This window comes from Streptomyces xantholiticus (assembly GCF_014651015.1).
Lineage (GTDB): Bacteria > Actinomycetota > Actinomycetes > Streptomycetales > Streptomycetaceae > Streptomyces > Streptomyces xantholiticus.
On the sequence record NZ_BMWB01000001.1, the window covers coordinates 63,592 to 76,532 of the forward strand.

Here is a 12,941-nt window from a genome sequence, read left to right on the forward strand (position 1 = left end):
CCGGCGAGTTGCTCCGGCGGTGCGGCGCGCCAGGCACCGTTCGGGGTGACTGCGTGGACGCCGCCGGGACCGGACGACGCCACGACGGCGCGGGCTCGTCGTGTACCTCAGACATGACTGTTCTCGAGGACGACGGACCGGGTGAGATTGCGGGGCCGGTCGGGGTCGTACCCGCGTGCTTCGGCGAGGACGACCGCGAGCCGCTGGGCGCGGACGAGGTCGGCGAGCGGGTCGAGGTCGTGGCCGGCGCCGGTGGAGGCGGCGACCAGGGTGCCGCCGGTGCGTGCGACGTCGTCCGCCAGTCCGGTCGGCAGTGGGCCGAACGCCCAGGCGACGCGGCCGGGTCCGGTGATGCTGATCGGTCCGTGGCGGTACTCCATCGCCGGGTACGCCTCGGTCCAGGCGCCGGCGGCCTCCCGCATCTTCAGCCCGGCCTCCAGTGCCAGGCCGTATGTCCATCCGGTGCCGAGGAAGGTGACCTGCTCGGCACCGCGCACGGCGGCGTCGAGCGGCTCCGCGACGGCCCGTTCGGCGTCGCGGATCGCGGCGTCCAGGGGCCGTACGCCTGCGGGCAGGGCGTCCTGCGCCTCCAGGTGAGCGCGCAGCAGTGCGAGGTTGGTGGTGGCGAACCGGGTCTGGACGACGGACTCCTCGTCGGCGAAGTCCAGTACGGCGACGGCATCGGCCGCCTCCATGACGGGCGTCGTGGGGTCGGCGGTGATCGCGCCGGTGGGCACGGTGCCCTTCACCCGGCGCAGCAGGCCGAGGACTTCGGTGGTGGTGCCGGATCGGGTGATGGCGAGGATGCGATCGTAGCGGCGGCCGTGCGGGAATTCGGAGGCGGCGAACGCGTCGGTCTCGCCGTGGCCGCCGCTCTCGCGCAGGACGGCGTAGGACCGGGCCATGAACCACGAGGTCCCGCAGCCGACGACGGCGACGCGCTCCCCCCGGCGGGGCAGGGCCCCGGCGTGCTGCGGCAGCGACTGGGCGGCCTGCCGCCATACGGCGGGCTGGGAGGCGATCTCGGCCGAGGTACGGGAGGAGGTGGTGGCGGACAAAGTGGCGTACTCCTTCGGGAAGGACGGGTCGGAGCGGATGCGGCGGGGGCAAGGACCGGTCTACTTCACCGAACCGGCGGTGAGCCGGGACACCACCTGGCGTTCGATGAAGGCGAACAGCACCCCGGCGGTGCTCCTGCTGCTGGTCGGCGGACCGCCGCACGCTTGTTCACTGCCTCCTTAACCACCTTGTCTGCGCGTAGTTGCGCAATTTACCCCCCTTTCAAGCATGTGTGAGCACCCGCCGTATCGCGCAGTATTCAGCAGAAGTGAAGGCCAGGTCCAGAGGTCGCTACGCGAACGTCGCCAAGAAAGACGCGCCATGGTTGGCCACAGATGCTTGGAAGGCATGGGTTTCGATCAGCTTCGCGCTGGAACTGCCCTCGATCACTGCTCGCCCACGCGTCCTTTAACGTGTCGACTGCGCAGGACCGACGCCCGAAGGAGTCCGACACATGTCCAAACATGAGCGGTGGAGCAGACTGCTCGAGTTGCTGGCCGCCGAGGGCAGGCTGGACGTCGAGGACGCGGCGACGACCCTCGCGGTGTCACCCGCCACCATCCGACGGGATCTCGACGAGCTCGCCGACCAGCACATGCTGGTGCGCACCCGGGGCGGCGCCATCGCGCACGGCGTCTCCTACGAGCTGCCCCTGCGCTACAAGTCCTCCCGGCACGCCTCCGAGAAACAGCGCATCGCCGCGGCCGTCGCCGAGCTGATCTGCGAGGGCGATGTGGTGGGCCTCAACGGGGGCACCACGACGACCGAGGTGGCGAGGGCGCTGGCGCTGCGTGCGGGGGGCAGCGGCGGCGGTGGCCGGCGGGAGTCGTCGGACGCCTCCGCTCCCTCGTTCACCGTGGTCACCAACGCGCTCAACATCGCCGGTGAGCTCGCCGTGCGCCCCCAGATCAAGATCGTGGTCACCGGCGGAGTCGTACGTCCCCAGACGTACGAACTCGTCGGCCCCCTGACCGTGGGGGTGTTGAACGAGGTCGTCCTCGACGTCGCCGTCCTCGGGGTCGACGGCGTCGACCCGCAGCTGGGCGTGATGACCCACCAGGAGGACGAGGCCAGCATCAGCCGGCTGTTCACCGAGCGGGCTCGCCGCGTCATCGTGGTGACCGACTCGTCGAAGATGGGCAGGCGCGCCTTCGCGAGGATCTGCGGACTGGACCGCATCGACGTCCTCGTGACCGACTCGGCGCTGCCCTCCGACATGGCCGCCCGGCTCACCGAGGCGGGTATCAAGGTCCACACCGTCTGACGCGACCGCCGACGGCACGCCGCGGTGTGCGGCACGCCGCGGTGTGCGGCGGGCCGTCGGTGTCTTCGGGTCGTCGGTGTCTTCGGGTCGTCCCCACGGGGTCAGGGAGCGATGGCCATGTCGAAGACGTGGATGTTCCCGTTGCTCGGCAGGACCACGAACTCGACCTGCTTCGCCGCTTCCAGCGGAGCGGAGTGGGCGAAGATCCGGTAGGCGATGCCCGCGTTCCCGTATCCGCTCGGCCGGTTGCGCCGTCGGACGAGGCGACCAGCGTCGCGCCATGGGCGTTCGCCGGGTCGAACGGCCAATTGGGGAAGCCGAACGAGCCAGACCAGCGGCACCCGCCGGCGAACCTCGGGGCCGCGTACAACAACGTCGGCGTCACGGACGAGAGCAACACCGCGCCCGGTAACCACGACGGCAAGGGCCCGGCCCGAGCCACCGCGCCGGAGGGACCGACGGGCGCCATCCGTCTGCGGGACCACGGGAACAAGGTGCACTACCGCAACATCTGGATCGAGCCCGGTCAGGTAGGGACGCAGGCGGCGGCCGTCCCGGGGACACTCTGGACGGCCGCCGCGGTCGAGAACGGCGGCGTCCCCGGCACCGGCGCAGCGGGCCGTGGACGCCGCCCGTCCGCGGAGCGCGAGTCCTACCGCCCTCCTCCGCTCAGCCACTGCCCCGCCGCACCCAGGAGCGCCCGGACGCCGAGTTCGATGGTCGGGTCCTGGAGGGGCGCGTACTGCGGCGAGTGGTTGTACGGCACCCCGGGCGGCAGCCCGCCGCCCACCAGCGCCTCCGGCGAGGCGTCAGGGAACAGCTGCGGGTCCGCGCCGCCGAAGTGCCAGTACACGGACGGCACCCCCATCGAGGTCCCGAAGGCCCCGAAGTCCTCGCTGCCGGTGATGGGCCCGGGCAGCGTCCACACCCGCCCCTCGCCCAGCACCGACTCGAGCCCCGCCGTCGCCCTCGCCGTCGCGTCCGCGTCGTTGAGGGTGAGCGGGAAGCTGTGCAGCGGGGTGATCTCCGGTTCCTTCGGCGCGCCGGACGCGAGCGCCTCTGCCCGTACGATCCGCTCGACGGCGGCGAGCACCCGTTCGCGTACGGCCGGGTCGGAGCTGCGGACGTTGATCTTCATGTCCGCGGTGTCCGGGATGATGTTCTCCTTGGTGCCGCTGTGCAGAGACCCCACGGTGACGACGGCGGCCTGGTTCGCCCCCACCTCCCGGGACACCACCGTCTGCAGACGCATGACGACCGCGGCCGCCATGACCAGCGGGTCGACGGTGTTCTCCGGTGCGGACCCGTGGCCGCCCCGCCCGAAGAGCCGCACGGCGAAGCTGTCGGAGGCGCTCATGACGGCGCCGGGCCGGGTGGCGGCGACGCCCGCGGGGATCGGCCCCACATGCTGTGCCAGGCACACGTCGGCCCGGGGGAACCGCTCCGCGAAACCGTCGTCGATCATGGCCTGCGCCCCGCTGACCTCCTCGGCCGGCTGGAACACGGCGACCACCGTGCCCCGCCACGCGTCCCGGTTGGCGGCGAGCAGCGCGGTCGTGCCGAGTAGACAGGTGACGTGCATGTCGTGCCCGCAGGCGTGCATGACCGGCACCTCGTTCCCGTCGGCGTCGACGCCGGTCCGCGTGGAGGCGTACGGCAGCCCGGTCGCCTCCCGCACCGGTAGGCCGTCCATGTCCGCCCGCAGCAGGACGACGGGCCCGTCCGGGGATCCGAGCACGCCGACCACGCCCGTGCCGCCCACCCGTTCGGTGACCTCCCAGCCCTGCGCACGCAGCAGCTTCGCCACGATGCCGGCGGTGCGCACCTCCTGGAACGACAGCTCGGGATGGGCGTGCAGGTCACGGTAGAGCTCTCGCAGTGCGGGCAGTTGCGCGTCGAGTCCGGTGAAGAGCGACGTTGCTTCGGTCACGGGTGCGTCCTTTCCACGACGGTTACGCGGTGGTGCGCAGCCACTGTCTCAGCCGGCCGGGTCCTGGCGGCGTGGCCCGGGTGACTCCTTGATGAAGCGGCGCAGTTCGGCGCAGAGACCCTCGGGGTTGTCGAGCGGTACGAGCGTGCGGGCGCCCGGGATCTCGACGTACTCGCCGCGGGGCAGCAGTGCGGCGAGGCGCCGGCCCGTCTCGTGCGGCATCATGCGGTCCTCGGCACCCCACGCGACGAGCGCCGGACCGCGGAACCCTCGCAGCCGCCGGCCCGCCCGCAGGTACGTGTCCTTGCGCGTGCTGCGCAGGAACGCGGTGAAGTCCCGCCGGATCCGCCGGTCCGTGAGCAGGGGCCCGTACCAACGGCGGACCAGCTCGTACGGGATCGGGCGTTCCGCCATGCCGCCGAGCGAGTTCGGCAGCCGGACCAGGAACGGCACCCGGAAGGACTGCAGCAGCAGGAAGATGCCGCCCGGGACCCGGCTCAGTGCCTGCAGGGTCCTGCCCTGCACACCCGGAGGGTAGTTCTCCAGGGCCTCGCACGAGGTGAGGACGAGCCGGTGAACACGCTCGTCCCGTACGCCGACGAGCAGTTGGGCGGTTCCCGCGTCGTTCTGGACGAGCGTGACGTCCCGCAGATCGAGCCGTTCCAGGAACTCGGCCAGGATGTCCGCCACGCCCTGCGCGGACAGGTCGGCGTCCGGGCGCATCGGTCTGCGGTGGCTGCCCATCGGCAGAACGGGCACCACGACACGGAAGTCGGACCGCAGCCCGTCCACCACCCGGTCCCACACCGACTCGTCGAAGGCGAGGCCGTGCAACAGCACCACGGTCTCACCGCTTCCTCGGGTGTCCGTGTACTCGACGGTCCCGGCACTCAACTCGATCTCCGGCATCGGTGACAGCCCCCCTACTGGATTGATCGATCTAGTGAGAGACTAGCCGAGATGAGAACGACGGGCGACACCAGAGCGCGCATCCTGACCGCGGCGACCGAACTCTTCCGCCGCCAGGGCTACACGGCCACGGGCATGAAGCAGATCCTGGCGACGGCGGAGGCCACCTACGGCTCCGCCTACCATTTCTTTCCGGGTGGCAAGACCCAGCTGGGCGAGGAGGTGATCCGCGCCTCCGGCGCCGCCTACCAGGGCCTGATCGCCGAGTTGTTCCAGGGGGAGGGCGACCCGGCAGAGACGACCGCCCAGGCGTTCACCGGAGCCGCGCAGACGCTGCTCGACCTCGACTTCGCCGACCCGTGCCCCGTCGCGACCATCGCCATGGAGGTCTCGGGCACCAACGAGGCTTTGCGGCTGGCCGGCGCGGAGGTGTTCGCCTCGTGGACCGAGGCCCTCGCGGCCTTCTACGGCTCCCGCGGCATCGCCGAGCCCCGTACGACGGCGACGGCGGTGATCGCGCTCCTCGAAGGCGCCTTCATGCTCGGCCGTGCCTCCCGCTCCACCGCCCCCGTCCTCGACGCGGCCCCCGCGGCGGCGGCCGTCGTCCGGGCCGCGGCGGGCCCGCCCTCCGTCGGAGGGTGAACCCGGACGACGGTCCCGAAGGACAGCGCCGCCGATCCGCGGTCGAGGGGTGTCCTTCCCACACGAAGCCGCCCGGCGATACTTGCCCTGTTGCGCCGTACGACCGTGCCCGAGGGGATGGACCCGGCGCGGGCGGTGCTCGCCAGCTGCCGCACGAATGATGAGCCGGGCGCCACGCAGGGCGCACCGCCCGCTCCCGCCCACCCCGGACGCCGTGGCCGCCCGCGAGCGCGTCAGAATCTGAGTCTCCGCCGTCCGCGGCGGCCGAGGACCGACCTCCGGCCGCCGACACCGAGAGACAAGGAAACGCCCCTGTGATCGTTGTGGCCGGTGAGGCTCTGATCGACCTGGTGCCGCAGCCGGGCGCCGGTGTGCCGACACCGTTGCTGCCCGCGCGGGGCGGCGGCCCGTACAACACCGCGGTCGCGCTCGGGCGGTTGGGGGCCCACGTCGCGTTCTGCTCGCGGATCTCGACCGACGCCTTCGGCGAGTCGCTGATCGAGCGGCTGCGCGAGGAAGGCGTCGGGCTGGACCTGGTGCAGCGCGGCCCGGAGCCGACCACGCTGGCCGTCGCGTCCATCGGCTCCGGTGGTTCCGCGGCGTACACCTTCTACGTGGAGGGCACCGCGGACCGGCTCTTCGAGGTGCCGCCCGAGCTGCCCGCCGCGATCCGCGCACTGTCGCTGGGCACCTGCTCGCTGGTGCTGGAACCGGGGGCGAGCGCGTACGAGGAGCTGATGCGCCGGGAGGCAGGGCGCGGCGTCTTCATCGCACTCGACCCGAACATCCGGGCCGGGCTCATCCCCGACGCGGACGCCTACCGGGCGCGGCTGTGGAGCTGGCTCCCCCATGTCTCGCTGCTCAAGCTCAGCGAGGAGGACGCCGACTGGCTCGGGTACGACGTGAAGGAGCTGGCGGCCGCCGGCCCCTCCGCGGTCGTGATCACCCGTGGCCGGGACGGGCTGACGGCGCTCACCCGCGGCGGGGACACCGTCTCCGTCCCCGGCGAACGGGTCGAGGTGGTGGACACCATCGGGGCCGGCGACACGGTGAACGCGGCACTGCTGCACGCCCTGGCCGAGCGGGACCTGCTCTCGCCGGACGCCCTCGCGTCGCTGACGCCGGGCCGCTGGCGGGAGGTGCTGGGCTTCGCCGCCAGGGCCGCGGCGCTCACCTGCTCGAGGGCCGGGGCGGAGCCGCCGTACGCCGCGGAGCTGCGGTAAGGGTGACGTGCGTCATTTGTCCCGGCGGGCGGCGGCGGTAGTTTTGCGCCCCATCTGTTGTCTCTCGATCCGGGCGGCCCCGCTGTGCATGCTGATCTGTCGCCGCTCATAGCGGCGACCACCACCTGGTTCACCCGCGCCTACCCTGCCGTCGGCGGCGCGATGGCGTCGGCGCTGTGCGAGGCGCAGGCGCGTCAGGCCGTGACCGTCGCCGCGCTCCTTCGCTACCCGACGCCGATGGACGCCTCCCTGGTCGCCATGGTCGGGCCTGGCGGCTCCGGAACGCTCGACTCCCTGAGCGACACCGGCCACGCCGGCGCCGGCACTCCGCAGGAGCACGCCTGGCGCAGCTGGGTGGACGAGGTCGTCGCCAGTTGGGCCGCCGCACTGCTCGTCGGCCCCGATCTGGCCGCCGCCGCCGTGGCCGGGCTCGACGACGGTGTCCCCGGCGTCTACCGGCGCCTGGTCTCGCCCGACGAGAGCGACCGGCGGGCCGCCGCGCTGCTGCGCCATCCCGATCTCCTGGCCCCGGTCGCCGAGCTGCACGCCGATCTGCTCCGTGCCAGGCTGCGCCCCGCAGCCTCGGACGCGGCCTGACGCATCCGGTCCCGCTCCAGGGGTGAACAGCGCACCGGTGGTGGATCCACCGGGTGTCGCACCGCCCGGTGGGCGCGCCGGAGCCGGGTACCCGCGTTAGGGTCGCCGGTGAGGCGAGGCAGCCAGGCCCGTGGGGGGACCCTTCGCAGCGAGCGAGAGAGGACGCCAGGACATGGGACACGGCGGGAACGTCATCCAGGAGCTGACGGCCGACCACCGCGAGGTCGACCAGATGTTCACCGAGATCGAGGCCATGGGCCCCGGCGCCCCGCGGCGCCGGGAACTGGTGGACGAGCTGACCAAGGAACTCGTTCGGCATGCGGTCGCCGAGGAGGAGTACCTCTATCCCGCGGTCCGCCGCTTCGTTGACGACGGCGACGACCTGGCGGACCAGGAGGTCGCCGACCATGCGGAGGTCGAGCGGCTGTTGAAGGAGCTCGAGGGCTGCGAGGCCGGCGACCCCCGCTTCGACACGCTCGTCACCCAGCTGAAGTCGTCGGTCACCTCTCATGTCGCCGACGAGGAGAAGCGGCTGTTCCCGCTGCTCGCCGAGTCGTGCAGCGCCGACTTCCTGATGGAACTGGGCGACAAGGTCCGCCGGGCCAAGGAGACCGCACCCACCCGCCCGCACCCCTCCGCCCCGGACACGCCGCCGGCCAACAAGCTCCTCGCGCCCGGGATGGGCATGGTGGACCGGGTCCGCGATCTCCTCACGAGCCGCGGCAGGGGCTGACCGCAGCGCGCGACGCGCACCAGGAGCCCGGCCCTGAAGGCCGGGCTCCTAGCCGTGCGATCACACGCCGCCGGCTGTCAAACCTGTACGCCCGGGACGCCGTCCTCGACGACGGCACTGGCGCGGGTGCTGATCGGGGCGCCGGGCCGGGTCACGTACGGGAGAACCCGGAAGTCCGACGTCCAGCGCTTGCGGTCGACGTTGACGCGCACATAGCCGCGTTGGCCGTTGAAGAACTTCATGTGCGGGTTGGCCGCGAGGAACTTGGTGCCCTCGGCCGTCATGTCGGCGCCGTCGCCGCCGCTGGTGATGGACGTGCCCACGAACTCGGCTCCGACCGTGGCGGACGTGGGGTCCGCGAAGTCGCGCTTGAGGTCCCATGCATAGTTCTGGTGGCGGTCGCCCGTGATGACCACGAGGTTGCGCACTCCGCGGGTGTCCGCCTCGGCGAGGAGACGGTTGCGCTCGGCCACGTAGCCGTCCCACGGGTCCATCCAGACCGTCGTGCCCGGGCCCGGGTCGTGATCCGTCTGACCCATCGGCGCCTGGTTCCCGAGCACCTGCCAGCGCGCGGCGGAACGGCTGAAGCCCTTGAGGACCCAGTCGCGCTGCCGGGCCCCGAGGAGGCTGCGGTCAGGAGAGAAGCGGTCGGCGCAGTCGGCGGAGATGCCGTCGCCGCAGGGCTGGTCGTCGCGGTACTGCCGGGTGTCGAGCATCGTGAAGTCGGCGAGCCGCCCGTAGGAGAGCCGGCGGTACATCTGGACGTCGGGGCCGTCGGGCAACTGGGCGCGGCGCAGCGGCGCGTGCTCGTACAGGGCCTGGAACGCGGCCGCCCTGCGCTCCACGAAGAGCTTCGGGTCCTGGTCCTTCTCGGGGATGTCGTCGGCCCAGTTGTTCTCGACCTCATGGTCGTCGAAGGTCATGATCCACGGGAATCGGGCGTGCGCCTGCTGCAGTGGGGCCTCCGACTTGTAGAGACCGTACTGGAGCCGGTAGCGGGCGAGGTCGAGCGTCTCGGTGTGGAATCCGGGGTCGGTGGTCACCCCCCGCCGGTTGGACTTGACGCCGTACTCGTAGAGGTAGTCGCCCAGGTGCACCACCAGGTCGAGGTCCTCCTCCGCCATGTGTTCGTAGGCGGTGTAGAAGCCGTCCTGCCAGGCCTGGCAGGACGCGAACGCGAACGTGAGGTCCTTGGGGGTCGTCCACGGCAGCGGGGTGGTCCGGGTGCGGCCGACCGGTGAGACCTCGGCGCCGGCACGGAAGCGGTAGTAGTACTCCCGGTCCGGCCGCAGGCCGTGGATCTCGGGGTGCGCCGAATGCGCCAGCTCGGGCGTGGCCACGACGCTGCCCCGGCGCACGACGCGCCGGAACCGCTCGTCGTGGGCCAACTCGTAGTGGACGCGGACGGGTCTGGCGGGCATGCCGCCCATGCCGTCCTGGGCGAACGGGTCGGGGGCCAGCCTCGTCCAGAGCACCACGCCGTCGGACCGCGGCTCCCCCGAGGCGACACCGAGGGAGAAGGGGTTGCCCTTCATGGCGGGGGCGGCGTGGGCGGAGGCGGAGCCCCACTCGCCGGTGCCGAGCATCAGCGCGGCGGCACCCGCTCCGCCGAAGCCGAGCAGCTGCCGCCGGGAAACGGGACGTATGCCCACAAGATCCTCCTTGGCTGTTCGGTGTGAACCGCCCGAAGTCTTCTGTGGGTTGATGTCAGGTGACCGCCCGCGACGTGGCCGGTTGTCTAGGAGTGCGTGAACGCCCGCCCGGCCGGGTCGACGAGGGCGCGGGTCAGTTCCATGAGGCGTTCACGGGCGCCGGTGTCGTAGGCCTGTTCGTGAGCACGCGCGTCGGTGAACCGGTCGAAGTAACGGCCCGTCACGGCTGCCAGCTCCGGGTCGGTGAGCAGCCTGACGGTCGGCCGCACGCCTTCGTCGATGCCGGTGACGGGCGTGAGGCCGTGCTCGCGCACGCCTTGGGTGTCCATCAGGTGGGCCGGGTGGAGGGCGTTCACGGTGACGCCGGTGCCCGCGAGTTCCTGCGCCAGCTCGAACGTCGCCATGATCAGGGCGAGCTTGCTGCGGCAGTAGGCACGCAGCCCCTCGTAGCCCTGCTCCAGCATGATGTCGTCGAAGTCGATGGTCTCCTGGCCGATGGAGGCGACGTTGACGACGCGGGCGGGCGCGGAGGACGTCAGCAGCGGCAGCAGGTCGCGGACGAGGGCGTACGGCGCGAGGTGGTTGACGGCGAAGCGCAGTTCGTGTCCCTGGGCACTGAGTTCCCGAAGCAGCGGCTCGGCCCCGCCGCCGGCGACCGCGTTGTTGACGAGCGCGTCGAGACGGGGCTCGCTCTCGAGGATCCGGGAGGCCATGGTGTGCACCTGATCGAGGTCCGCAAGGTCGGCGAGAACGGTACGGACCGTCGTGTCGGGCGCGGCTGCCCCTACCTCCGCCGCGACCGCCTCGAGGCGTGCGGCGTCGCGGCCGTGGAGCAGCAGAGTCCCGCCGCGGCGGGCGAGGTCGAGGGCGATACCGCGGCCGAGGCCCTGGGTAGCACCGGTGATCAGGGTGGTGGGTCGGTTCATGACGGTGATCATGACGGGCACGCAACCGTGCAGGGAGTGCGTGCTGAGCCTGGTGTCAGCGCCACCAGGCTCGCGGTCCACGCTCCGCGGTGTGCGGTATTGCCCGGTTCACGGCTCTGGGAACCTTCGGGCCCCGGCGCTGCCCTCCGCCGCATGATTCCGACGGCGGTGTGGGGCACGGGCAATGTCGGCCGCGCGGCCATCCGCGCCGTGGCTGCCCACCCTGCGGCAACGACGTGGACACGTGTGCGTGCTGCCGGGGCATTGAGTTCCGCCGTCACGCTCACAGGTCTTCGGCGATGATCCGCTCGATGTTCCGCTCGGCGAGCGCCGTGATCGTGACGAACGGATTCACGCTGGCGTTCCCGGGGATCAGCGCACCGTCGATGACGTACAGCCCCCGATAGCCGTGCAGGCGGCCGTGGTTGTCCGTGGCCCTGTCCAGCACGGCGCCGCCCAGCGGGTGGTACGTGAGGTGGTCGCCCCAGATCTTGTACGCGCCGAAGAGATCGGTCCGGTAGATCGTCCCCTCCTTCGCGTTGATCCTGTCGAAGATCGTCCTGGCGGCGTCGATGGACGGCTGCTTCCATGCCGTCCGCCAGTCCAGGTCGACCCGGCCCGCGGCGGCGTTCCACGTGAACGCAGCCCGGTGCGGATTCTTGGTGATCGACAGATAGAACGAGGCATAGCTCTCGATGCCCGTGGGCAGCGGTGCGACCTCGGCGAACACCCCACCGGCCGCCCAGTTGTCGATGCCGGCCGTGGGCATGGCGGACTGCAGACAACCGGTCGCGTCCCACATGTGGTTGGCGCGGCCGCACATGACGTTGCCGTTGTCGCCCCACCCCTTGCCGATCTCGGCGTTGAGAGCGGGCAGCACACCGGTGGCCTTCAGTCTGGTCAGCAGCTTGCTGGTGCCGACGCTGCCGGCCGCGAAGAACACCTTGTCGGCCGTGACGGTCTTGGTGGCCGTAGTGACCCCGGTGGTGTCGAGTTGGTCGATGAGGACCCTGTAGCCGCCGCCGACGGCCGGCGCGACCGAAGTGACCTTGTGCAGCGGCGAGACGGAGACCCGGCCCGTGGCCAGGGCCCGGGCGAGATAGGTCTTCTGCAGCGACTTCTTGCCGTGGTTGTTGCCGAAGAGGACCTCGCCCTCCAGCGCCGAGCGTGGCACGGTGCCGGCCGCCTCCTGCTCCATGTAGTCCCAGTCGTACACATTGGGCACGAAGACGAACGGGAAGCCGGAACGCTCCGCGTGCTTACGGCCGACCCGGGCGTACTGGTAGCAGGCGGCGCTCTCCCACCAGCCCTGGTCCACGGTGGCCACCCCGAGCCCGGCGTTGGCGCGCGGGTAGTAGACGTCGTACATCTCGCCGGCGTCGACGGTGGGCAGGACGGCTGGGAAGTTCTCCCGCCGGGGCGTGACCGCCATGCCGCCGTTGACCAGGGAGCCACCGCCGACGCCTCGGCCCTGGTAGACGGTGATGCCGCCGAATTCCTCGGCGTCCAGGATCCCGGTGTACCGGGGGACGTCCTTGTCGAGCGGGAAGCCGAGGAAGTTGCTCAGCGGCTGCTTGGTCCTGGTGCGCAGCCAGAACGACCGGTGATCGGGCTCGGTGGTGTTGGCGAATGTCTTGCCGTCAGGGCCGGGCGTGTCCCACGCCATCCCCATCTCGGCCATGTGCACGTCGACGCCGGCGCGGGCCAGGCGTAACGCGGCGACGCAGCCGCCGTACCCGGTGCCGACCACGAGGGCCGGGACGTGCGCCCCGGCGTCGAAGGGGGCGGCGACCGGTGCGGGCCGTGCGTGGGTCGCGGACGCGTGTCCTGCGAGGAGTACGCCGCTCAGAACAGAACCGGTTCCAGCGATGAGGTGACGACGGGACATGCCCTCAACGGGTCTGTCCTGCCCGACAGGAGGGCTCATACGATGTTCCTCACCCTTGAGTGAATGGGAACACGTTCTACTGCCGTGCGTGCTGGAAGTCACGTCATACCTATGGGTA

General features: G+C 71.5%; 12 protein-coding genes and 1 pseudogene. 6 read left to right on the forward strand and 7 right to left on the reverse strand.

Going from position 1 to position 12,941, the window contains the following annotated elements:
• Nucleotides 1-107: 107 nt before the first annotated feature.
• Nucleotides 108-1,058, reverse strand: a complete 951-nt coding sequence (locus IE198_RS00330) for an SIS domain-containing protein (RefSeq protein WP_189881437.1) — start codon at nt 1,056-1,058, stop codon at nt 108-110.
• On the opposite strand from IE198_RS00330, the gene IE198_RS00335 reads away from it, so the two are divergent.
• Nucleotides 1,048-1,242, forward strand: a complete 195-nt coding sequence (locus IE198_RS00335) for a hypothetical protein (RefSeq protein ID WP_189881439.1) — start codon at nt 1,048-1,050, stop codon at nt 1,240-1,242. The genes IE198_RS00330 and IE198_RS00335 overlap by 11 nt on opposite strands.
• 271 nt (nt 1,243-1,513) lie before the next feature.
• Entirely contained in the window at nt 1,514-2,323 is an 810-nt protein-coding gene (locus IE198_RS00340; protein WP_189881441.1) for a DeoR/GlpR family DNA-binding transcription regulator, read from the forward strand.
• A gap of 101 nt (nt 2,324-2,424) precedes the next feature.
• On the opposite strand, the pseudogene IE198_RS00345 reads toward IE198_RS00340, so the two are convergent.
• The 3 genes and pseudogenes from IE198_RS00345 to IE198_RS00355 all read right to left on the reverse strand — a co-directional run.
• Nucleotides 2,425-2,657, reverse strand: a pseudogene (locus tag IE198_RS00345) (NEW3 domain-containing protein); the annotation flags it as partial.
• A gap of 318 nt (nt 2,658-2,975) precedes the next feature.
• Nucleotides 2,976-4,253: an amidohydrolase gene (locus tag IE198_RS00350; RefSeq protein WP_189881443.1), complete on the reverse strand. Its 1,278-nt coding sequence runs from the start codon at nt 4,251-4,253 to the stop codon at nt 2,976-2,978.
• Nucleotides 4,254-4,301: 48 nt separating this feature from the next.
• Nucleotides 4,302-5,162, reverse strand: coding sequence for an alpha/beta fold hydrolase (locus IE198_RS00355; protein WP_189881445.1), 861 nt, complete (start codon nt 5,160-5,162; stop codon nt 4,302-4,304).
• 51 nt (nt 5,163-5,213) lie between these two features.
• Between IE198_RS00355 and IE198_RS00360 the strand changes: the two genes are divergently transcribed.
• The 4 genes from IE198_RS00360 to IE198_RS00375 all read left to right on the forward strand — a co-directional run bounded on the left by IE198_RS00360 (nt 5,214) and on the right by IE198_RS00375 (nt 8,357).
• A complete protein-coding gene (locus IE198_RS00360) occupies nt 5,214-5,804 on the forward strand; it encodes a TetR/AcrR family transcriptional regulator (protein ID WP_189881447.1) in 591 nt (196 codons plus the stop codon).
• A 314-nt stretch (nt 5,805-6,118) separates the two neighbouring features.
• The gene (locus IE198_RS00365) at nt 6,119-7,027 is read left to right on the forward strand and encodes a carbohydrate kinase family protein (RefSeq protein WP_189881449.1); all 909 of its coding nucleotides are present in this window, start codon (nt 6,119-6,121) and stop codon (nt 7,025-7,027) included.
• An 84-nt stretch (nt 7,028-7,111) separates the two neighbouring features.
• A complete protein-coding gene (locus tag IE198_RS00370) occupies nt 7,112-7,624 on the forward strand; it encodes a hypothetical protein (protein WP_189881451.1) in 513 nt (170 codons plus the stop codon).
• A 172-nt stretch (nt 7,625-7,796) separates the two neighbouring features.
• Nucleotides 7,797-8,357 (forward strand): hemerythrin domain-containing protein, encoded by a 561-nt coding sequence (locus IE198_RS00375; RefSeq protein WP_100110427.1) that lies wholly within the window; start codon nt 7,797-7,799, stop codon nt 8,355-8,357.
• A gap of 77 nt (nt 8,358-8,434) precedes the next feature.
• On the opposite strand, the gene IE198_RS00380 is transcribed toward IE198_RS00375, so the two are convergent.
• From IE198_RS00380 to IE198_RS00390, 3 genes are all read right to left on the reverse strand, one after another.
• Nucleotides 8,435-9,943, reverse strand: coding sequence for an alkaline phosphatase D family protein (locus IE198_RS00380; RefSeq protein WP_373299757.1), 1,509 nt, complete (start codon nt 9,941-9,943; stop codon nt 8,435-8,437).
• Between the two features lie 152 nt (nt 9,944-10,095).
• The gene (locus tag IE198_RS00385) at nt 10,096-10,935 is read right to left on the reverse strand and encodes an SDR family NAD(P)-dependent oxidoreductase (RefSeq protein WP_189881456.1); all 840 of its coding nucleotides are present in this window, start codon (nt 10,933-10,935) and stop codon (nt 10,096-10,098) included.
• A 283-nt stretch (nt 10,936-11,218) separates the two neighbouring features.
• The gene (locus tag IE198_RS00390; RefSeq protein ID WP_189881458.1) at nt 11,219-12,862 is read right to left on the reverse strand and encodes a GMC oxidoreductase; all 1,644 of its coding nucleotides are present in this window, start codon (nt 12,860-12,862) and stop codon (nt 11,219-11,221) included.
• Nucleotides 12,863-12,941: the final 79 nt, after the last annotated feature.